At 40.8% G+C, this 21590-nt stretch carries 26 protein-coding genes and 1 tRNA gene; 22 read left to right on the top strand and 5 right to left on the bottom strand.

All coding sequences use genetic code 11. The features are described from left to right. Positions 1–78: 78 nt before the first annotated feature. On the bottom strand, positions 79–927 hold the full coding sequence (locus QZU77_RS02055) for a S49 family peptidase (protein WP_295599276.1): 849 nt from the start codon (positions 925–927) through the stop codon (positions 79–81). 204 nt (positions 928–1131) lie between these two features. Here QZU77_RS02055 and QZU77_RS02060 point away from each other — a divergent pair, with 204 nt between their 5' ends. The 7 genes from QZU77_RS02060 to QZU77_RS02090 all read left to right on the top strand — a co-directional run bounded on the left by QZU77_RS02060 (position 1132) and on the right by QZU77_RS02090 (position 5901). Continuing rightward, complete coding sequence (locus tag QZU77_RS02060) at positions 1132–1569, top strand: hypothetical protein (protein ID WP_295599279.1); 438 nt, start codon at positions 1132–1134, stop codon at positions 1567–1569. A gap of 51 nt (positions 1570–1620) precedes the next feature. After that, positions 1621–1694, top strand: a tRNA-Arg gene (locus QZU77_RS02065). A 21-nt stretch (positions 1695–1715) separates the two neighbouring features. Continuing rightward, positions 1716–2972, top strand: a complete 1257-nt coding sequence (truD, locus tag QZU77_RS02070; protein WP_295599281.1) for a tRNA pseudouridine(13) synthase TruD — start codon at positions 1716–1718, stop codon at positions 2970–2972. 9 nt (positions 2973–2981) lie between these two features. Further along, positions 2982–3491, top strand: coding sequence for a zinc ribbon domain-containing protein (locus tag QZU77_RS02075; RefSeq protein ID WP_295599284.1), 510 nt, complete (start codon positions 2982–2984; stop codon positions 3489–3491). A 14-nt stretch (positions 3492–3505) separates the two neighbouring features. Beyond that, positions 3506–3895, top strand: a complete 390-nt coding sequence (locus QZU77_RS02080) for a DUF126 domain-containing protein (protein ID WP_295599287.1) — start codon at positions 3506–3508, stop codon at positions 3893–3895. Between the two features lie 12 nt (positions 3896–3907). Further along, positions 3908–5113 carry an amidohydrolase family protein gene (locus tag QZU77_RS02085; protein ID WP_295599290.1) on the top strand — a complete coding sequence of 402 codons (1206 nt, stop codon included), beginning with the start codon at positions 3908–3910 and terminating at the stop codon, positions 5111–5113. Further along, complete coding sequence (locus QZU77_RS02090; protein WP_295599293.1) at positions 5110–5901, top strand: nitroreductase family protein; 792 nt, start codon at positions 5110–5112, stop codon at positions 5899–5901. The genes QZU77_RS02085 and QZU77_RS02090 overlap by 4 nt, the downstream gene beginning before the upstream one ends. Positions 5902–5911: 10 nt before the next feature. Here the strand turns inward: QZU77_RS02090 and QZU77_RS02095 are convergent, their stop codons facing one another. Together QZU77_RS02095 and QZU77_RS02100 are read right to left on the bottom strand one after the other, a co-directional pair. Beyond that, positions 5912–6076, bottom strand: coding sequence for a hypothetical protein (locus tag QZU77_RS02095; protein ID WP_295599296.1), 165 nt, complete (start codon positions 6074–6076; stop codon positions 5912–5914). Between the two features lie 35 nt (positions 6077–6111). Then, entirely contained in the window at positions 6112–6258 is a 147-nt protein-coding gene (locus QZU77_RS02100) for a hypothetical protein (protein WP_295599299.1), read from the bottom strand. A gap of 167 nt (positions 6259–6425) precedes the next feature. Between QZU77_RS02100 and QZU77_RS02105 the strand changes: the two genes are divergently transcribed. Continuing rightward, complete coding sequence (locus tag QZU77_RS02105; protein ID WP_295599302.1) at positions 6426–8915, top strand: heavy metal translocating P-type ATPase; 2490 nt, start codon at positions 6426–6428, stop codon at positions 8913–8915. 5 nt (positions 8916–8920) lie between these two features. Here the strand turns inward: QZU77_RS02105 and QZU77_RS02110 are convergent, their stop codons facing one another. Beyond that, complete coding sequence (locus QZU77_RS02110) at positions 8921–9778, bottom strand: hypothetical protein (protein ID WP_295599306.1); 858 nt, start codon at positions 9776–9778, stop codon at positions 8921–8923. Positions 9779–9786: 8 nt separating this feature from the next. Then, positions 9787–11136 carry an adenylosuccinate lyase gene (gene purB, locus QZU77_RS02115; RefSeq protein ID WP_295599310.1) on the bottom strand — a complete coding sequence of 450 codons (1350 nt, stop codon included), beginning with the start codon at positions 11134–11136 and terminating at the stop codon, positions 9787–9789. 133 nt (positions 11137–11269) lie between these two features. On the opposite strand from purB, the gene QZU77_RS02120 reads away from it, so the two are divergent. From QZU77_RS02120 to QZU77_RS02185, 14 genes are all read left to right on the top strand, one after another. Then, a complete protein-coding gene (locus QZU77_RS02120; RefSeq protein WP_116592632.1) occupies positions 11270–11467 on the top strand; it encodes a helix-turn-helix transcriptional regulator in 198 nt (65 codons plus the stop codon). 207 nt (positions 11468–11674) lie between these two features. Beyond that, positions 11675–12310 (top strand): CPBP family intramembrane glutamic endopeptidase, encoded by a 636-nt coding sequence (locus QZU77_RS02125; protein WP_295599313.1) that lies wholly within the window; start codon positions 11675–11677, stop codon positions 12308–12310. 10 nt (positions 12311–12320) lie between these two features. Further along, complete coding sequence (locus QZU77_RS02130; protein WP_295599316.1) at positions 12321–12722, top strand: hypothetical protein; 402 nt, start codon at positions 12321–12323, stop codon at positions 12720–12722. Between the two features lie 88 nt (positions 12723–12810). Beyond that, positions 12811–14307, top strand: a complete 1497-nt coding sequence (gene trpE, locus QZU77_RS02135; protein WP_295599440.1) for an anthranilate synthase component I — start codon at positions 12811–12813, stop codon at positions 14305–14307. After that, on the top strand, positions 14304–14885 hold the full coding sequence (locus tag QZU77_RS02140; protein ID WP_295599318.1) for an aminodeoxychorismate/anthranilate synthase component II: 582 nt from the start codon (positions 14304–14306) through the stop codon (positions 14883–14885). Before trpE ends, QZU77_RS02140 begins: the two co-directional genes overlap by 4 nt. Further along, positions 14882–15889: an anthranilate phosphoribosyltransferase gene (gene trpD / locus QZU77_RS02145; RefSeq protein WP_295599321.1), complete on the top strand. Its 1008-nt coding sequence runs from the start codon at positions 14882–14884 to the stop codon at positions 15887–15889. The genes QZU77_RS02140 and trpD overlap by 4 nt, the downstream gene beginning before the upstream one ends. Positions 15890–15894: 5 nt before the next feature. Continuing rightward, positions 15895–16671, top strand: a complete 777-nt coding sequence (gene trpC, locus QZU77_RS02150) for an indole-3-glycerol phosphate synthase TrpC (RefSeq protein WP_295599325.1) — start codon at positions 15895–15897, stop codon at positions 16669–16671. Next, positions 16664–17263, top strand: a complete 600-nt coding sequence (locus QZU77_RS02155; RefSeq protein WP_295599328.1) for a phosphoribosylanthranilate isomerase — start codon at positions 16664–16666, stop codon at positions 17261–17263. The genes trpC and QZU77_RS02155 overlap by 8 nt, the downstream gene beginning before the upstream one ends. Next, positions 17260–18444: a tryptophan synthase subunit beta gene (gene trpB / locus QZU77_RS02160; protein ID WP_295599331.1), complete on the top strand. Its 1185-nt coding sequence runs from the start codon at positions 17260–17262 to the stop codon at positions 18442–18444. The genes QZU77_RS02155 and trpB overlap by 4 nt, the downstream gene beginning before the upstream one ends. Then, complete coding sequence (gene trpA, locus QZU77_RS02165) at positions 18437–19210, top strand: tryptophan synthase subunit alpha (RefSeq protein WP_295599334.1); 774 nt, start codon at positions 18437–18439, stop codon at positions 19208–19210. Before trpB ends, trpA begins: the two co-directional genes overlap by 8 nt. A gap of 73 nt (positions 19211–19283) precedes the next feature. Beyond that, positions 19284–20018 (top strand): proliferating cell nuclear antigen (pcna), encoded by a 735-nt coding sequence (gene pcn, locus QZU77_RS02170; protein WP_295599337.1) that lies wholly within the window; start codon positions 19284–19286, stop codon positions 20016–20018. Positions 20019–20077: 59 nt separating this feature from the next. Continuing rightward, on the top strand, positions 20078–20899 hold the full coding sequence (locus QZU77_RS02175; protein WP_295599340.1) for a hypothetical protein: 822 nt from the start codon (positions 20078–20080) through the stop codon (positions 20897–20899). Between the two features lie 217 nt (positions 20900–21116). After that, positions 21117–21395, top strand: a complete 279-nt coding sequence (locus tag QZU77_RS02180; RefSeq protein ID WP_116592620.1) for a 50S ribosomal protein L44e — start codon at positions 21117–21119, stop codon at positions 21393–21395. A gap of 10 nt (positions 21396–21405) precedes the next feature. After that, a complete protein-coding gene (locus QZU77_RS02185) occupies positions 21406–21585 on the top strand; it encodes a 30S ribosomal protein S27e (protein ID WP_067044971.1) in 180 nt (59 codons plus the stop codon). The last annotated feature ends 5 nt before the right edge of the window (positions 21586–21590 follow it).

The following is a 21590-nucleotide window of genomic DNA, read 5'->3' on the forward strand; positions in this document are numbered from 1 at the left end:
TTAATCATGATTCTAAGTTTTTAATATGATGTGCAATATGTATTATTAGTTTTTTTTTAATATTATATAAATATTTTCTTATTTATCTGAATATACTGATATGAAGATTCCTTTTTGATTTACAAAAATTTTTCGAGCGTTGTTTTCATTGAAATAATTTAAATATTCTTTATGGATTGACAAAATTAATTTATTCAAATTTTTCTCATTTTCAAGAAATTTGATAGGCAATCCCATTTCTTTACATTGAATCGCAGAAAAGTTTTGTGAATGTTCTTTAATTGATTCATTGGTAATCAAAAACTTTTTCAATTTATTGATATTTTTTGTTTTAGAATACTTTAAAGCCTTTTCTAAAATATTTTCGCTCCATTCAATAAGATTTTCACATTCAAACACGAAATTAGCAGGATACTTATCAAGCAATGTTGTCCAATAGGGGATTGTCTCTGGTTGTTCCATAATTTCTTTTTTTGCTAGTTCATGTTCTTTAATTACACTTTTAGCAGACATGTCTAATATCTGTGGATCAACTGGTCCTAAACTTGATTGGTTTCCCATATAAATTTCGTTACAAGAACAAGCAATCATTGTACCTCCGGACATTGCCATTTGGGGAATTATTGCTCTTATATTTTGGTTAAATTGTACATGTAAGTAATCTATAATTGATTCTGTTTCACTTATTGCCCCACCAGGAGTGTGTAATATCAAGTCTAATCCTTTTGATTTATTTAGATTATTCATAACTTTCATAAATCCATTTTTATCAAATGAATTGATGTAATTTTCTTCAGAATCATCATTTAAAAAATTTGAAGCATATATCACAACATTTCTACCAGTTTTTTCAGAATATATTTTTAAATTATCAATAAGTCTTGTTTTTGAAGTATTTTCTTTTTCTGTTTTAAAGAATGATGGCATATTCGTATCTCCTTGGTGTTTTAGCATTATTCAAACCTCGTTATTTGAAATTAATTCATTTAATTCATTAATTTGAACAACGCTATTTGCATTACTAATTTTTGGTGTTTATTTTATAAACAGCTTTTTAAAGTGCGACTGTGCACAAAATCATACAGTCGCACTTTGAGACTTTTTTAATAAAATGGGGTGCAATTATTATTCATGTTAGACAATAAAGGTTCATTGTATATAATTGACGCAATGCTTGCAATCGTTTTGCTTTTAGTCGTATTCTTAATAATCAACACTGCAATCAACGTTCCAAGCTATGAGTATTCATATGAAAGCAAGGACATTCGCCAGGCGCAGGATGTTATGGAGCTTTTGAGCGGCAAGATAGATTTCAAAGACCACACCTTCATCGGTGAAATTTCAACCATGCTGAAGGATGGCAAGAATTCAAAGCAATCGGTAAGGGAAGTTTCAGAGATTTCAAAGGATAAGCTGGAGTCGTTCAATCTTGGGAATTACAGGTTCACTGAAACCAATGTGCTTGATGGTGAAGTGTTGGCTTCCAATGGGGAGTATGATTCCAAAAGCAGCGTTTCTGTTGCCACACGCACTTACGGGGATTATTCATATACGTTGTCAGTATGGTAATGATTAAATACTATAAAATTCATATAATTAATTGTTATCTTATTTTGTTTAGCCCTGGTGGTGTAGTTTGGATAACACATGGGACTGCGGATCCCATTCCCCGGGTTCAAATCCCGGCCAGGGCATTTATAATTTCCGTGATTATTATGTTAAACGCTAATACATATGTTACTTCTCAAAAAGGTATTGGTGGAACCATTAGAAACCAATATGAAGATTTTTACGTTGAAGAAATTCCTGAAATCATCCCATCCGGCGAAGGACCAAACATCTACATCTGGATAGAAAAGCTCGGAAGAACCACCCTTGACGTTGTCCTTGACATTTCCCGTGACCTTCACGTCTCAAGGAAAAGAATGGGCTTTGCAGGAATGAAGGACAAGAAGGCACTGACTCGGCAATGGATTTGCATAGCCAATATGGATTCCGACAAGCAGATGCAGCAGGTCAGGGACCTGGACATCTACAAGACTGATTTTTTAAAGATAGTTCGTGGCCGCAAGAAACTCCGCATGGGTCAACTCAAGGGAAACAAGTTCAAGATACTCATTAAGGACTTGGATGACATTGAAGGGTCCGCTGATATTGCAAATGAGGTTTTAAAGGAACTGCAGGTTACAGGCGTTCCAAACTATTTCGGCTGGCAGAGGTTCGGAAAGCCAAGAACAAACACTCACCTTGTCGGAAAGGCATTGATAGAAAACGACTTGGAAAAGGCAGTCGGAACATATATCGGCCATCCTTCAGAAGAGGAGCATGAAGAAAACCAGATGGCTAGACAGGCATATGATGACGGCAACCTTGAAGAGTCACTGAACCTCATGGGTAAGGGGATGAGATATGAGAAAATGATGATTCGCGAACTCATCAAGGATTCACGCAAGGGCGAGCTAACTGAAAAGTCATACAAGAACGCCTTATACGCATTACCGAAGCCCCTGCAGAGAATGTTCGTCCATGCTTATCAGTCATACCTCTTCAACGAGGCAGTGAGCAATCGTGTGGCCATGGGCATTGACAAATACATTGAAGGCGACATCATAATCGACAATGAGGAGCACATAGTCTATGATAAGACTCCTGAGGAGTATCAGGAACTGATGGATAGTTTTGAGGCAAACCCTACCTGTCCGTTATACGGCACCAAGGTCCCATATGCAGGCGGCGCCGTTGGCGAGATGGAGGAGAATGTCTTGAGGAATTATGATTTGGACAAATCCGATTTCGAGGTTCCGAAAATGCCACGTCTTGGAAGCCATGGGCTCAGACGCTCAATGAGGTTCCAGGTATGGGACGCTTCAGCCAAGGCGGTTGACGATGGGGTGATGTGTGAGTTTTCAATAAACAAGGGCTCATACGCAACTGCAGTCTTAAGAGAAATAATGAAGAAAGACGTAATATAGGTGATTTTGATGGTGATTTGTCCGGATTGCGGTAAGGAGGTTCCAAAGGATAAGTTCTGCAAGAACTGCGGTGCATACCTCGGAAACATTGAGGAAATCCCCAAAACAACCGAAACCTTACCTGAAGTGGCTGCTGTTAATGATGCTGTCCCTGCACGTAACATCAAATACTGCACCAACTGTGGATATAGGCTTAGTGATGATTTCAAGTTCTGCCCGAACTGCGGATACAATCTCAATTCACCTGTTAAAACTCAAAATATAACTCTAAAAAAGGATAAGAGCATGCTCATTGCAGTCATCCTGAGTGTTTTCCTGCCAGGTTTGGGCCAGATATACCTGGGATTGGACAATAAAGGTGCATTACTGCTGATTGCCTATGTGGTATCGGCAATATTAATCTTATTACTTATAGGTTTCATACTGGTTATTGTAATTTGGATTTGGGCATTAGTCGACACCATAATCTCAATGAATGCCTTGAATCGTGGAGAAGAAGTTGAAGATAAATTATTCTAATTAAAGTGATTAATATGATTGAATGTAGAAACATAGCAAAAGGAAAAGCAAAAGGGGAACTGATTGTTTCATCCGAGCCGATCAGTTTTCTAGGTGGAGTCAATCCTGAAAACGGTCAGATAATCGACCCGAACCATGAACTGAAAGGGGAAATCATAAAAGACAAGGTACTGTTCATCCCAGGCGGGAAAGGATCCACAGTCGGATCCTACGTCATCTTCCAGATGATGAAGAACAACACTGCTCCAAAGGCTATAATCTGTCTCAGCGCAGAGCCGATCATTGCTACCGGCGCGATAATGTCAGACATCCCGATGGTCGACTCACCGGCCGAAACCAAGGACCTGACAACCGGAACAATGGTTGAGGTCGACGGGGACAACGGCACAATAGAAATATTATAAGAAGTGATTTTTATGCAAACCCTGATTGAAAATGTAAACATTGTCAACCCCTTTGGGGAAGTTAAAACCAATCAGAACGTTCTGATAGAAAACAATATCCTCAAGGAAATTTCATCAAGTAAACTTAAAGCAGATAATGTCATTGACGGTGAAGACAATTACCTGATGCCGGGTTTCATTGACTGCCACACTCACATTTTCGCCAAAGGATTCCACAAGGAGGAAAACATGGCCAACCCATTGGGATTGCATTTCTACAATGCAGTGCCTCACAGTTTGCAAACAATCAATGCGGGTGTAACAACAATCAGGGATTGTGGATCAGCTGATTTAAGTTTTAAATTGGCACAGCAGCGTAGATTATTCACTGCTCCAAAGATACACTTGTCCATAACTCCTCTTGTAATGACTGGGGGACACTTTGACTTGCTTTTACCTTCAGGATGGGACATGGAGATAATATATCCTGGTTTTCCTAAGGGAAGATGCGACGGCGTTGAGGAAGTGCTTAAAAAGACACGTGAAGTTAAAAGGGCCGGTGCAGACTTCATAAAAGTTATGGCCAGCGGTGGAGTGTTGACCACCAATTCCTCACCGGAACATGCCCAATTCAACCTTAAGGAATTGAAGACTATCGTGTGTGAGGCCAAAGCCAATGACATGAAAGTATCTGCCCATTGCCACAGCCTAAAGGGAATGAATAATTGCATAAAGGCAGGTTTCTCATCAATCGAACATGGAACCTTCATCGATGAGAAAACCTCAAGAAGAATGGTTGAAAACAATGTGAGTCTGGTTCCAACACTCCTGGTTCACCAATACCTATATGAGAATGGCTTTCCCGCATGGGACAGTTATGCAGCCGAAAAAACAGAAAAACTAAAGGAAATCGTTAAAGTACACAAGGAAAACATCACAACCGCTTACGAACAAGGCGTGAACATACTCATGGGAACAGACAGCGGAGTAATTCCGCACGGACACAATCTGGAGGAACTGACACACCTCACAGGCATAGGCATGAGTGAGGACGAAGCCATTGCATCAGGAACCATCAAGGCAGCCGAGTTTCTAGGATTCGACAATCTCGGACTTGTCAAGGAAAACTACATTGCCGACTTGATAATCGTCAATTCCAATCCGTTAGATGACGTGTCCGTACTGAGCGACAACGACAACATATTGAAAGTAATACAAGACGGTTGTGTAGTGAAATGAAACTGATGATTGACAGTGAAGAGTGCATCGCATGTGGACAATGCAAATCCGTATGCATAAGAGACAATATTGAAATAGATGAAATTGCGGTTGAAACAGGAAGCAACTGCTTTGAATGCGGCCATTGCATGGCCATATGCCCAACAGGAGCCATAACCCTTAAGATATTCAAGGGCCATGAGGACAGGATAGAGGATTACAATCCAAAAGAGATTCCCGTCAAGTACAATGAGCTTCTGGAATTGCTGAAGCAGAGAAGATCCATCAGATGGTTCAAAAACAAAAAGATTGATAAGGACACATTCAACAAGCTGATTGAAGGAGCATACTATTCACCATCAGCCCAGAATGAGCAGGATGTTGAATTCGTGGTTTTGGACAGGAAGCTCAATGACTTCATGAAGCATGTCTATGATATTATCAGGATCGAGGAGGCGGAATTCTTTAGGATAAAGGAATTTGGAGACTATATACGTGACAATACCTCCAAAAAATATCATCCCTTGTTATGGACCGGCCAGCAGCTGATATTGACGTTCTCAACAGACAAGACAAGTGCTGTGATAGCCAATACTCGAATGGAATTGCTGGCATACACTATGGGATTGGGTGGCTTTTATTCATTATTTATTTTGAAGGCTGATGAAATCGACCATGGGAAACTCATGGAATTCTTCCCTGGAATCGACAAGAACAAGCATATGTACTCAGCTTTCATCATAGGGTATCCTAAAAAAAGGTTTAAGAGGACAATACCTCATAAGGAAATTAAAATGAAATATTTATGAACATTTTTGTTTAGTCCATTTTTTCATTTTCAATTTCTTCCTTTAATTTTTCATAATATCTTTCACGATTTAATCCTTTTTGAAGCCATTTTTTTGAATTGGCTTTGGGCAACTTTATGTCTTCTGGTTCGATGGTATAACTTTTTTGGCTTTGTCCAAATGGTATTAGGTACATTCTATCACCTTAATTTCTCTTTTGTTTCTATTATTTTATAAACGTTTTCTTTTCGTTAAATGCCTCTTTCCTTTGTAATTTTTTCTAGCTCCTGTCCATGCTTTTGTTTTATTAATAGTTACGGCATCATCACTTGCAGTAATGGCTTTTTCTTTTAATAGTGAAACGATTTCTATTGTCATAACTATTAATATTGTCTTAATTCTTTATAAAAGCTCTTTAACTGTGTTTTTGTGCTTTTTCACATTGCCGCACTTCCGCAAAGTATATATAATTTTTAGTGTAACCTAAACCTTTTTAAGTGTTAAAAATAAATTTAGTTTCATACAAGTGAAACGGTTGTGATATCATGGTAAAGCATAAGCATATGGATTTGCCGATTGAAGGAATGCATTGTGCATCCTGCGTATTGAGCGTTAATAAAACATTTGGTAAAATAGAAGGAGTAGAAGATGTTGATGCTGATTTGGCAGCAAACAAGCTGCACATTACAGTTGACACTAAAAAAATATCATATGATGAAATGGAGCGACTGGTCAAGAACCTAGGCTTTGACCTGCACTCCGATGAGATGACAATAAGGATTCAGGGAATGCACTGCGCATCCTGCACAATGAATGTTGAGAATTTCCTGATAAGACTGGACGGCATTTTTGACGTCAAGGCGGAATTGACATCCCAAACCGCTAAGATACGCTATGACGCATCAAAAGTGACCCTGGATGAAATCGAAGAGGTCATCGTTTCATTAGGCTTTGAATTATTGGGCGTTGAAGGCCAAACCGAGATTGATGAGGAAGCCATTTACCAGCAGGACCTTAAGGAAAAACGCAACCGCATAATCGTTGGACTCATCTTCTCAGCAATCCTGATGATACTGATGTTCAGCGGATGGGACCCTCTAATGGGACTCACCCATGGCATCCACAAGGCAACAGGACTCCACATATCCTCAATGGGTTTGCTCTCACTGATTGTAAGCATTGCACCGTTCCTATACGTTTCACTGCCAATCTTAAAAGCAGGTATCAACGGTTTGATGCATAAGAACCTCAACATGGACGTAATGTACTCAATGGGTATTCTTGTGGCTTACATTTCAAGCATTTTCGGAACATTCGGAATAGTCCTCGACCATACCTTCATGTTCTACGACTCCGCAGTCATGCTGCCGTCATTTTTAATGATTGGAAGATACCTTGAAGCAAGAGCCAAAAAGAGAACATCCGATTCAATCCGTGAGCTCATCGGCCTTCAGCCTACAGTCGCAACCGCAATAGAGGTTGATGAATCCGGTGAAATCATATCCCAAAAGGAAGTCTCCATTGCAGATATCGTGCTGGATGACCTGCTTTTGGTAAAGCCGGGTGAAAAAATTCCAGTTGACGGGGATGTTGTCGGTGGTGAATCATACGTTGACGAATCAATGATAAATGGTGAACCGATACCTAAGGTTAAAAAGGATGGTGAAGAGGTGTTTGCAGGAACAATCAACCAGGATGGAGTATTGCATATTCGCGCCAAAAAGATAGGTAAGGAAACAGTACTGTCAAACATCATTCGACTGGTTGAAAAGGCACAGTCATCACGCCCGCCGGTTCAGAAGTTCGCAAACACAATCGTATCCTACTTCATACCGGTCATACTGACGATAGCGATTATAGTGTTCTGCATATGGTACTTCATTCTAGGCGGAACATTGCTCTTCTCCCTGACCTGCCTGATTTCAATACTTGTTGTTGCATGCCCATGCGCACTTGGACTGGCCACCCCGACAGCAGTCACAGTGGGTGTTGGAAGGGCAGCGGAGTTCGGAATACTCATTAAAAACGGCGACACATTGGAGAATGCAGGTCAAATAGATGTTGCTGCATTCGACAAGACAGGTACAATAACCGAGGGCAAGCCTGAAGTGGATGACATAATAGCTTATGAAGGCAGTGAGAAAGACTTAATCAAGCTCGCAGCAAGTGTCGAGCAGAACTCAACTCACCCGATCGCCAAGGCCATTGTGAACAAGGCAAAGGAATTGGATATTGAACTTGGCCAGACAACATCATTTGAAAACGTCACAGGTAAAGGTTTAAAAGCAGAATTGAACTCAAGTGAAGTGTTGGCAGGTAACTTGAGCCTCATGCAGGCATATGATGTTGACGTGTCCACTGAAGCTGTCGATAAGTATCATGAGCTTGAAAAGCTCTCAAAGACAATCATATTCCTTGCTGAAGATAAGCATGTCAGGGGAATCTTGAGCCTCTCCGACAAGATCAAGGCCAATTCCAAAAGGACAATCGATGAACTGCACAAGATGGGTGTTGAGACCTACATGCTTACAGGGGACAATGAGGCCACAGCCCTGACAGTTGCAGGCGAGGTTGGAATAGACAATGTCGAGGCGGGAATACTTCCAGAAAACAAGCTGGACATAGTCAAGAAGACCCAGGCCAACCACACCCGCAAGGTGCTGTTTGTAGGTGACGGAATCAACGACGCGCCTGCATTGACACAGGCAGACATCGGTGTTGCAATGGGCAACGGAACCGACATTGCAATGGAAAGCGGGGATATTGTGGTCATGGAAGGTGATTTGGAGAATGTTGTTGCTGCAGTTCAGTTCTCCAAAAAGGTGATGCGCAGAATCAAGGAAAACATCTTCTGGGCATTCGCATACAACACAATACTAATACCTATTGCAGCAGGGGTCCTGTATCCTGCATTCGGAATAACCTTCGAGCCTGCACTGGCAGGACTGGCAATGGCTTTAAGTTCAGTTACGGTCATATCCCTCTCATTGATGCTTAAGAGATATGTTCCAGAGATAAAAAGAAGTAAAAATTAATTGATTTATATTCTAAAATCAATTAATTCCAATTTTATTTTTCCGAGCTTAGGTGCAAGGAAATTATAGAACAATGCGAACAAGTAGAATTCAATGAATCCACCAACGAAACCGCCTAAAACCTCACCAATGAAATTGGCGAAATTCGCTCCGCTTATTAAGGAGATTATCCCGGTTATTATGCTTAAAACGCCACTGATTATGGCAAACATGATGGCTGCTTTCAATGGGTCGATGTGGTCAATTGCTGTAAATCCGTTTTCCTCGCTTAATTTCAAGACTATCGCTCGTCCACTGTTCGCCACAAGATTGTAGATGTATGTTCCAAGCAGAACGAAGACGAATGTTATGATGAATGTTCCGAATATGATCAGCCCGATTGTTGTAGGCTGGCTTAAGAGCATGATCATCTGATAGATGCTGAATGCTACAGTGTCCTGGCCGGCATACATCAGGGTCTGCATTATTGAGGTTAAAAACATCGGCAATACGAACACTGAAACCAGGTATAAAAGGATGACCTGGATTGTCAGGATTATTGCGGTCATTGTTGCAGTCTCGGTAGTGGAGATTTTAGCAATTTCTCCCTTGTCGGTTATAATCATCGCCACTGTTTTCAGTCTTTTGGCAAGAAGATTGTAGAACAGGCCCTGGCTGAAGCTATTGTAGATTGTGTACATGAATGTTCCAACGATGATTGTTGGGACAAGGTATATTGCTATGCCTCCGCCGTTCGGCACGAAAGCGCCAATGATTATTGCTAGGATTATGGCTCCTATTATTGAGAAAATCACTGAGATTCCAGTTATCATTGTTGTAAAAGAAGCAAGCTCAATGGATTTTAACTCTTTTACGTTGCTCATAGTATCGCCTAGAACCAGTCTTTGGATTTTTCTAGCAATTCGTCGATGATTATCGCAATGGAACCTGTGTAGGTGTGAGGATCCATTATCTTGTCCACGTCTTCCTGTGTGAGGTATTTCTTGACTTCCTCATCTTCAAGAATCAGTTCGCCGAGGAGCAGTTTTTCCTTGTTTGCCTTGATGGCGTTTTTCCTGACGATACCGTATGCGGTCTGTTTTCCCATTCCTGCACGGGTAAGTTCGGCCATCAGTCTTTCGGCCATGATTAAACCGTTGGTCATGTTCAGGTTTCTTTCAATGTTTTCATCATAGAATACTAGATTGTTCATCAGTTTGATTGTGAGGTTAAGGATGTAGTCGGTTAGGATGCAGCTTTCCGGAAACATTATCCTTTCACAGGAGGAGTTGGTCAGGTCCCTTTCATGCCATAATGGGTTGTTGTCCAATGCTGCGTTCACGTATGACTTGACGATTCTTGCGACTCCACAGATTCTCTCAGCGGTAATTGGGTTCATCTTATGCGGCATGGTGCTGCTTCCGACTTGCTTTTCAGGGTCGAAGTATTCTCCGACTTCCATAAGTTCGGTTCTTTGAAGGCTTCTGATTTCAAGTCCGATTTTGTCAAGGGTACTTGCGATGTTGGCTAATACACTTATGAATTCAACGTGATTGTCCCTTTGAACAACCTGGTTGGTTATGGTTGCTGCAGGCAATCCCAGGATTTCCGCTACGGTCTTGTGGATTTCCCATCCTTGCTCTCCTAGTGCGGCGGTGGTTCCGACTGCCCCGTCCATCATTCCGACACAAACGTTTGCTCTTGCGTTTTCCAGCCTGACGTATTGCCTGTGCAGTTCATCTGCCCAGATACCGAATTTCATTCCGTAGGTGGTTGGCAATGCGTGCTGTCCGTGTGTACGGCCGATGCAGACTTTCATCTTGTTTTCCTCTGCCAGCTTGAGCATGATTTTTGTCAGTCTTTCAAGTTTCTCTTCGAGAACGTCTATTGAGTCACGAATGAGCAGTGAGTTTGAGCTGTCCACGATGTCGTTGGAGGTTGCTCCGAAGTGCACGTATTCTCCTGCACCGTTTTCACATACTTCTGTGATTGATTTGGATAGCGCTGCAATGTCGTGGTTTGTTTCAGCTTCGATTTCTTTCATTCTTTCCAGTTTCACAAAATCAGTATTGGCCTTGGCTGCGATTTCGTCAGCCACTTCCTGTGGGATTATGCCGAGTTTGGCTTCTGCCTGTGCTAATGCGGATTCTACATCGAGCATTCTTTGTAATTTGTTTTCTTCTTCCCAGATTTTTTTCATTTCCGGGGTACCATACCTAAATTCTATAGGGTGTATAGCCATTTTTTATCAACTCTCAAAATTGTTTTCAATATTTATTATTATTGTTTAATGTATTATATTTTTTAAGAAACATTTATATTGTTCTATATAAAGAGTAATAATTACTATTATGATTATATAATAGGTGGAATATATGGAAACAAAAATCCGACAGTTTCGCCAGGAAAAAGGCATAACTCAACAGGAGTTGGCTGATTTGGTTGGTGTGACTCGTCAAACAATCAATGCTTTAGAAAATGCTCGCTATAACCCTTCCTTATTATTGGCCTATAACATTACTAAGATATTGGGTAAACCAGCAATTGAAGATGTGTTTATCTTTGATGAATGAGTTTAAAATGCAAATCATATTAACTTAAATGAAGTTTAGTTAAATTCGTTCTGCTAATTAGATTAGAGTATACAAATTGATTTTTTTCACGATAATATGTCTTTATTTAATGATAAGTTGGGAGATATTCGTCTAAAAGAGGTATTATCCTTAATTATTTTTTTATTTTTAATTCAGTATTTTTTAAATGCATTTAACATAATTAATTTGGATTCTTTTTGGATATATCTTGTATTGATATTGTATTTCATATATAAGCTTAGGGACAATCTTCCTGAAAAATCAGATTTCACAGGCGTGTTTGGCGCAAGGGTTTTCGGGCAGATAATAATGATTGTGGTATTGAACGTGTTTTTGTCATATGGGTTTTTATACCTCTCGGATCATGTCTTGAATTTCATCCCATCATTTGGCCTGTCACACTCGATAACAGGCATTGGACTATTGGCCACCATTTTGATCTCTCCGATTTCAGAAGAGCTGATTTTCAGGGGAGTGTTTTTAAACAGGCTCAAGCTGGTTGTTCCAACTGTTTTTGCGGTTTTGATTTCATCTCTGCTATTTGCTTCGCTTCACACTTACGGCAGCATCACTTCCGCATTCATTTTTGGCGTTTGCATGGCGATTCTATACTTGAAAACAGGCAATGTTCTTGTTGCGATATTCGCACATTTCCTGAACAATCTGCTTGCTGAGCTGATCGTCATTATTGATTCCGGCAAGGTGTTGTTCACGAATGGCGCGGTGGTTGGCGTGATGTCAGTTTTGGCTGTCATTTCTTTTGTTCTGGTTTTGTGGTTCATCGTTAGGGAATTGAAATATATAAATAATAATAAGGTATAATACTTTTAATATGGATTTAAGAAAAATAGGTATTGTACTCATATTTGTTGGAATCGCTTTTACGATATTGTTCATCGGCAATGACAAGGTTTTCGTTCCGGCGTTGACCGTTACCGTATTGGGTTTTTTCATCACCGTTGTCGGGTTCGTCATTGAGATAAGGAAAAGGAAAATCATCAATGACAGGTTGGATGAGGACATCGGCACTGTCCTGCAGCCTCTGATAACCAAGTACTCCAATCTGAACAAGCAGTACCGTGCGGATTTTGAAGGTGAGGAATACGCCGAGAAAAGATTGCAGTTGAATAGGGATTTGGAACGTGAAATCACCGAACAGTTGCCTTATCTGGAAAGCAGGGAAATCAAAAAGATTGTTATTCAATTCAGCCAGGAACAGGATAAGATGGATTGAATTTTTTTTCAAGAATAATGTCAATGTACATTTTATGACAACAAGGTTTTAAATAGTACATTATACTAAATTATTTATTGTGATAGCAATGTTTTCCCCAAGTCTAGAAGAAGTACAAGAAATAGTAGAAAACCAGGAATACAGGAGAATACCGATCTCCTATGAATTATACTCAGATATTGCAACGCCGATAGAGGTGTTGAGAATATTGAAGGGCGTCAGTAACCACACATACATGCTGGAAAGTATAGAGGATTCACAAAAATGGGGAAGATACACTTTTTTAGGATACGACCCTCTGCTCGAGTTCACATGCCAAAACGGAGTCGTCAAAATCAAGGGCGACTGTGATTTCGAAAAGCTCACGGAAGATGAAAAGACAATCGAAACAGACAATCCCCGTGAGATAATCAGGGAATTGGTCGTTAAAAACAAATCCCCAAAACTGGAATATTTACCACCTTTCACAGGAGGATTCGTAGGGTATTTCGCATATGACTATATTAAATACTGCGAACCCTCCCTAAACCTTGACGCTGAAAATCAGGACCAGTTCAAGGACATTGACCTTATGCTGTTCGACAAGGTCATAGCATTCGACAACTTCAAGCAGAAAATCATACTCATAACAAACATGAAGACGGATGACCTCGAGGCTAACTATCAAAAGGCATGCGATGACTTAATTGAAATCGCCGATTTGATAAAAAACGGTGAAAAGACATACATTGAACCGTTAAAGCTCAAGTCAGATTTCAAACCAGTATTCTCACGTGAAAAATACTGCAGCATGGTTGAGAAAGCCAAAAACTATATCTATGAAGGAGACATTTTCCAGGTGGTGTTGTCCAACCGCATAGAAGCCGAAATAACCGGCAGCCTGTTTGACACATACAGGGTCTTGAGAACCACCAACCCCTCACCCTACATGTTCTACTTCTCAAGCAATGACATAGAAATCGCCGGAGCATCCCCTGAAACGCTGGTCAAGCTGACAGACAATCAATTATACACGTTCCCATTGGCAGGCACAAGGCCAAGGGGCAAAACAGATGAAAAGGACTTGCAATTGGAACAGGAACTATTAAGTGACGAGAAGGAATTGGCCGAACATAACATGCTGGTGGATTTGGGACGAAACGACATTGGAAGAATCTCACAAATCGGATCGGTTAAAGTCGATAAGTACCTCTCAATCGAGAGATTCTCCCATGTGATGCATATCGGATCAACAGTCAGCGGGGTTTTAAGAAATGATTTGGATTCACTTGCAGCCATCGATTCAATCCTTCCCGCAGGAACACTGTCCGGTGCACCGAAAATACGAGCCTGTGAAATAATAAACGAACTGGAAGACAACAAGCGCGGAATCTACGGTGGAGCAATCGGCTATGTTGACTTGAGCGGAAACATCGACACATGCATTTCAATCAGGATAGCGTTCGCACGCAACAACAAGGTGTTCATACGCTCAGGGGCAGGAATAGTGGCAGACAGCGTGCCGGACAATGAATTCGATGAATGCCTAAACAAGGCGGCTGCCGTAATAAATGCTTTGAAAACAGCTGACGGAGGGTTACAATGATTCTTTTAATAGACAATTATGACAGTTTCTCATATAATCTGTATCAACTAATAGGCACTATCAATCCCGACATTAAGGTAGTGAGAAACGACAAGATAACAATTGATGATATAGCCAAGCTAAATCCGGAATGCATAATGCTCTCTCCAGGACCTGGCAGGCCTGAAAATGCCGGAATATGCATTGATGCCGTAAAGCAGTTCCACGACAGGATACCGATGCTTGGAGTTTGCCTGGGCCATCAGGCAATATGCGCAGCCTTTGGAGGTGAAGTGTCACATGCATCAAGACTGATGCACGGCAAATCCTCAAAAATCAGCCTGGATTACGATTACCTATTCAAGGGACTTCCAAGCGAGATAAGCGTTGGAAGATACCATTCCCTAAGCCTAAAGGGCACAGTCCCGGATGAGCTTGAAATCATATCCAAAGCAAGGGATGACGGGGAAGTGATGGCAGTAAAGCACAGGGACTATAACGTTTACGGATTGCAGTTCCATCCAGAATCAATACTGACGCCGGACGGATTAACAATAATGCAGAATTTCCTAGAAAAAGTTAAAAGAGGGATTTTATGATTAAAGAAGCAATACTGAAAGTATACAAGCATCAAGACTTAACCTATGAGGAAGCCTACCAGACAATGGATGAAATCATGAGCGGTGAAGCCAGTGAAGTGCAGATGAGCGCTTACCTGACTGCAATGTCTATGAAAGGGGAAACAATTGATGAAATCACCGCTTCAGCAGAGGCAATGCGTGCACATTGCGTAAGATTATTGAACGATAAGGAAGTGCTGGAAATCGTTGGAACCGGAGGCGACGGCTCAAACACCTTCAACATATCAACAACATCCTCCATTGTAATCTCCGCTGCAGGCGTCCCGGTGGCCAAGCACGGCAACCGTTCGGCATCAAGCAAATGCGGAGCCGCAGATGTGCTTGAGGAGTTGGGAGTTAACATTTACATTGAGCCTGAAAAAAGCATAGAGTGTCTGAAGGAAATAAATCTATGCTTCCTGTTTGCTCAAAACTATCACCTGTCAATGAAATACGTTGCCAATGTGAGAAAGGAGCTGTCAATAAGGACCATATTCAATATCCTGGGTCCGCTGACCAACCCGGCAGGGGCGACAATGCAGGTTCTTGGAGTGTATGAAAAAGAATTAGTAGAACCTTTGATTAAAGTATTAAACAATTTAGGTGTCAAATCCGCATTGTCAGTTTACGGCATGGACGGTATGGATGAGTTCTCCGTCAGCGACAAGACATTCGTAAGCGAACTTAAAAACGGCAGAACAAGGATTTACGAAGTCCTGCCGGAGGATTTCGGTTTTGAACTTGCATCCAAAAGCGATCTTGTCGGTGGAGATGCCAAGGAAAATGCAAAAATAACCTTAGCTATTCTGAATGGTGAGAAAGGCCCTAAAAGAAATGCAGTATTGTTGAATTCCGCTGCGGGACTGTATGTTTCAGGCAAGGTGGAGTCACTCAATGAGGGGGTCAAGCTGGCCGAGGAGATTATCGATTCGGGACTTGCCCTAAAGCAGCTTGAGAAATTTATTGAAGTTACAAACAGATGATTATTATGTTGGATGAGATTGTTGAAAAAACAAAGGAACGTGTTGAAACAGCGAAAGACATCATTACTCTGGATGATTTGAAAAATGAAGTTAATCTGATGAATATAAATGATGATTTTCCCTTTAAAAAGGCTTTGACCGGCGATGACATTGCCATCATTGCCGAGGTTAAGAAGGCCTCTCCATCTAAGGGATTGATTTGTGAGGATTTCGATTATTTGAACATTGCAAGGGAATATGAGGATGCGGGAGCATCAGCCATTTCAGTTCTCACCGAACCATTCTTCTTCATGGGTTCAGATGATTACCTGAAGGAAATATCACAAACTGTCAGCATTCCGGTTTTAAGGAAGGATTTCATTGTTGACGAGTACATGATCTGGGAGGCAAAGGCATTGGGGGCTTCCGCAATATTGCTGATTGTCGCCATTTTGGATATTGTGCAGTTGAAGAGGTTCCTGGACCTTGCTCATGAATTGGGTCTTTCAGCCATTGTGGAGTGCCATGATGGTGATGAAATCATGCGCGCATTGACTGTCGGCGCTGAAATAATAGGCGTGAACAATCGTGACCTGACAGATTTCACAGTGGATATTGAAAACAGCATCAATCTACGTAGATGTGTCAGTGGAGATGTGGTGTTCATTTCAGAAAGCGGCATCAAAACAAAGGAAGATGTCACCAGATTAAAGGAAAATGATGTTGATGCAGTTTTAATAGGCGAAACTTTAATGAAAAGCGATGATAAGAAGGCCATGATTTCGGAGTTGAAGAATGGTTAAAATCAAAATCTGCGGACTCAAGCGATTGGAGGATATAGAAATCGCAAACCGCTACATGCCCAATTACATCGGTTTCGTATTCGCTGAAAGCAAAAGGCAAGTCACCCATGACTTGGCAAGAAAATTGAAAGCAAATCTAAACCCTAACATTAAGGCCGTTGGGGTTTTCGTAGATGCGGACGCTGATGAAATCCTTGAATTGTACAGGGATGAAATAATTGACATGGTTCAGCTTCACGGCAGCGAAAGTGAAGAGTTTATATTGAATCTGAAAGAAAAAACTAACCATGAACTAAAAGTCATAAAAGCAATTGAAATGTATGATGGAATTGACATAACAGAATATGACGATTCAAAAGCCGACTACCTGCTGTTCGACAGTGGCAAGGGTAGCGGAAAAACATTCGATTGGAATCTGATAAGAAAAGATTTAAAAAAGGAATTCTTCATAGCTGGAGGATTGACAAGCCAAAACATCAAAGAGGCGATAATGGAATTCAATCCCTATGCTGTTGACCTGAGTTCCAGTCTTGAAGTCAACGGATTTAAAGATGAAAATAAGATACGAGAAATAATGGAGGTTATAAGTTGAGCAGGGGAAGATATGGCCAATACGGTGGCCAATACATATCTGAAACATTGATGAACGAGCTGATTTACCTTGAAGAGCAGTTCAACCATTACATGAATGATCCTGAATTTATTGAAGAACTCAATACATTACTGAAAGAATATGCAGGAAGACCATCTTTACTATATTATGCTAAAAGAATGACAGAAGACCTTGGCGGGGCAAAAATATATCTTAAACGTGAGGACTTGAACCACACCGGCGCCCATAAGATAAACAATGTGCTTGGTCAAGTGCTGCTGGCCAAGAAAATGGGCAAGACCCGTGTAATAGCCGAAACTGGCGCTGGCCAGCATGGGGTGGCGACAGCAACCGCAGCGGCATTGCTCGACATGGAATGTGAAGTCTACATGGGTGAAGTCGACACCAAAAGGCAGGCTCTGAACGTTTATCGTATGGAACTGCTTGGAGCAAAGGTGCATCCCGTCAAATCAGGAACAAAAACATTGAAGGATGCAGTTAACGACGCGTTCCGTGACTGGATTGCACGGGTCCATGATACCAATTATGTTATAGGTTCCACAATGGGTCCCCACCCATACCCTCAAATGGTAAGGGATTTCCAGGCGGTCATAAGTAAGGAAGCGCGCCAGCAAATACTTGACAAGGAAGGAAAGCTTCCAAATGCAGTGATTGCATGCATAGGCGGTGGAAGCAATGCAATGGGTGCATTCTACAATTTCATCGATGATGAGGAAGTGAAACTGATAGGCTGTGAGGCAGGAGGCAAAGGAATAGATACCCCATACAATGCAGCGGCATTAACAATGGGCAAAGTGGGCATATTCCACGGAATGAAATCAATATTCAACCAAGGAGATTACGGTCAAATCGCACCCGTGTATTCAGTCTCTGCAGGACTCGACTATCCGGGAGTCGGACCTGAGCACGCATACTTGAGAGACACCGGTCGCGCTGAATACGTTCCGGTTACAGATGAAGAGGCAGTCAATGCATTCGAGTACCTCTCAAGGATGGAGGGAATCATTCCAGCCATTGAAAGCGCTCATGCAGTTGCATACGCCATGAAACTGGCGCCGACAATGAATAATGATGATGTGATAATAATCTGCTTATCCGGAAGGGGAGATAAGGATGTCAGATCAATTGCAGAATACAGGGGAGTTGATTTAGATGAGTAAGATTGCAAATGCATTCAAGGACGACACCGCATTCATAGCATTTTTAACAGCAGGAGACCCGACAATCGACAAGACAGTGGAATTCATCCTGGCAATGGAGGAAGCGGGATGCGACCTTGTTGAAATTGGAATTCCATTCTCTGACCCTATGGCTGAAGGGGTGGTCATTCAGGATGCCAATGTGCGTGCCCTTAAGCACAACACGACCACCGATGACGTGTTCGACATTGTCAGAAGAGTGCGTGAAAAAAGCGACATTCCGCTGGTGTTTTTGACTTACATCAATCCGGTTTTCTTCTACGGATATGAGAAATTCTTCAAAAGATGTGCCGAATTGGGTGTGGACGGCATCATCACTCCAGATGTGCCATTTGAGGAAAAAGGTGAAATACGCGATATTGCACGTGAAAACGGTGTTGATGTCATTTCATTGATAGCGCCAACTTCAAAGCAAAGGATACAGATGATTGCAAACGATGCGACAGGATTCATATATGTCGTTTCATCCCTGGGAGTCACTGGAATGCGTTCAGAGATAAAGACAGACTTGAACGCAATATTGTCAGATATTCGTGAAGTGACTGACCTGCCATTGGCGGTCGGTTTTGGAATCAACACTCCCGAACAGGCATCCCAAATTGGTAAAATCGCTGATGGAGTCATTGTCGGCAGTGCAATTGTTAAAATAATCGAGAAATATGGGGAAGATGCAACCGAGCACATCAGTGAATATGTTTCAAGCATGAAAAAGGCTGCCAACGAGTAGTTCAATATCAATCATAAACATTATAATATAGAAAAAACATATATTAATACATTATATTATAAGAGGATTATTTATGTTTAAAGCAGAATTAAGTGATTCTAGTATATTAAAAACCAGTTTTGATGCAATTTCATCAATCGTAGATGAAGTGCAAATACAAACTGACAGTGAAGGCATGAGATTAGATGCCTTAGACCGTAGTCACATAACTTTCGTACATTTGGAACTTAAAGCAAGTTTATTTGATGAATACATTTGTGATGTGCCTGAAAAAATCAACATTGACACTGATGAGTTCATGAGAGTTCTCAAACGTTCAAAATCACAAGACAGGGTTTTAATGTCAGTGGATGAAGGAAACTTCATCATAACCTTTGAAGGGGATGCAACCAGAACTTTCAAAATAAGATTAATTGATATAGAGTATGACAACCCTACTCCACCACAAATCGAACATCCTACAAACTTCAAGGTACGTTTCTCCATCTTAAAGGATTGTATTAACGATATTGACATCTTTTCAGATAAGATTGCATTGCAAGTGGATGAAGATTACTTTATCGCATCAGCAGACGGTGAATTTGGTGATGCAAGCATCAAGTACCTTCATGGGGAAAACATTCAATCCCATGAAAAAGCTCTATTCTCCCTGGATAAGATTAGAGAAATGCTAAAAGCAGATAAGTTTTCAGAGGAAGCGGAAATCAGTTTAGGTACCGACATGCCATTAAGCTTAACTCTTAACATGGCAACCGGTGACGGTAAACTCAGTTTCTTACTTGCTCCTAGATTAGAACAAGATGATTAATTTCATCAGGTTCATCTTTTTTTTATTTTTAAATTATAATTTTTCCGAGATGGTATTAAGTGGATGATTATTATCAAACTTTACGTAAGGTTCAGAAAAAAGAACGCAACAACGGTGCATTGGCTCGTGTAGAGGAGACCTTTTACAATGACATGCATGAGTACATGGACATGCTGAAACGTGAAGCAATGAATGATCCATTTTCAAAGGCTCCCGCAATACTTAAGGAGGCTCAAATCATCGCTACCGACATTTGCCAGAGAAGGGAAACCAAGATAACAAATTCGGCCGTTTTGAATATTCACAGGTCATACCATCTATTCACTGGAAAGCCCCAATTCGACTTGATCGACACGACCCCCTTGAATTTGACTCCCGAAGAGGAGAAATTCTATTATTCGCTGATTGACACTTTAAAAAATCACAGGAATAACATTTCTCTTGCTGAATTGTCAGAGGATGAAAAGGAAAAAGGCCACACCACCATCATCAAGCCTGTTGAAACTCAGACAAATACATTGACTCCTAGCGAAGCGGTCGAAAAGCCAAGTGAGGTGATAATTAAACCGAAACCGGTTGTGAGGGAAGTCAAGCCAATGGAAAAGCCTGCGGCAAAGCCGCCTGAACCAAAGCCTGTGGAAGATATTGAGGATAATCCCAATGCAGTTGATGATGCTGATGAATTCATAGATTTCGAATCCCAAAAGGTGGCGCGTGAAACCGAACTGGTTACAATGCTTGTGTTTGATGAGGTTGGAGCTATCGTTGGGGTTGACGAGAAGGTTTACGGTCCGTTCAGGCCACAGGACATAGTGACCCTGCCATTGATAAATGCGAAAATATTTTTCAAAAACAGGAAGGGTCGAAAGGTCAAAATCTAACAATTTTCCATTACCTTTAAATAACTTAATAAATAGATATACTAATCGTATCTATTTGTGATATTAAAAAATTATATTTTTTTATAATTTGGATTTCTGCTACATGTAGACTTGATGCGTTACAAGGTAGTTTGATCTCTAGTTTTTCATGAATTAAATTGAGCTTAGATAAATTCACGGATAGGTTTACAATGATTTATTAATTTACGGTGAAAAAATGAAAATACCAAAAGAAAAAAGAACATACTGTCCACACTGTAAAAGACATACAGTACATGAAGTTCACACTGCTAAAAGAAGAAAAGCTAGTGAGTTAACATGGGGACAAAGACAATTCAGACGTGTAACTGCTGGTTACAGAGGTTACCCAAGGCCTTTACCTGCTGGAAACAAACCTGTTAAAAAATTAGACTTAAGACTTAAATGCAAAGAATGTGGAAAATCTCACATCAAACAATCTTTCAGAACAGGAAAACCTGAATTCGTAGCTAAATAAGGTGATTGATATGGTTAGTAAAGGTAGAGGAAACTTTTTAAAAGTTAAATGTTTAGATTGTGATAATGAACAAGTAATTTTTGACCGTGCAGCATCCGACGTAAAATGCATTATTTGCGGTAAAACCCTAGTTAAATCTCGTGGTGCTAAAGCTAAAATTACTGCACACATCGAAAAAGTTTTAAACTAAATCTT

Source organism: uncultured Methanobrevibacter sp. (genome assembly GCF_902774605.1).
In the GTDB taxonomy this organism is placed as follows: domain Archaea; phylum Methanobacteriota; class Methanobacteria; order Methanobacteriales; family Methanobacteriaceae; genus Methanocatella.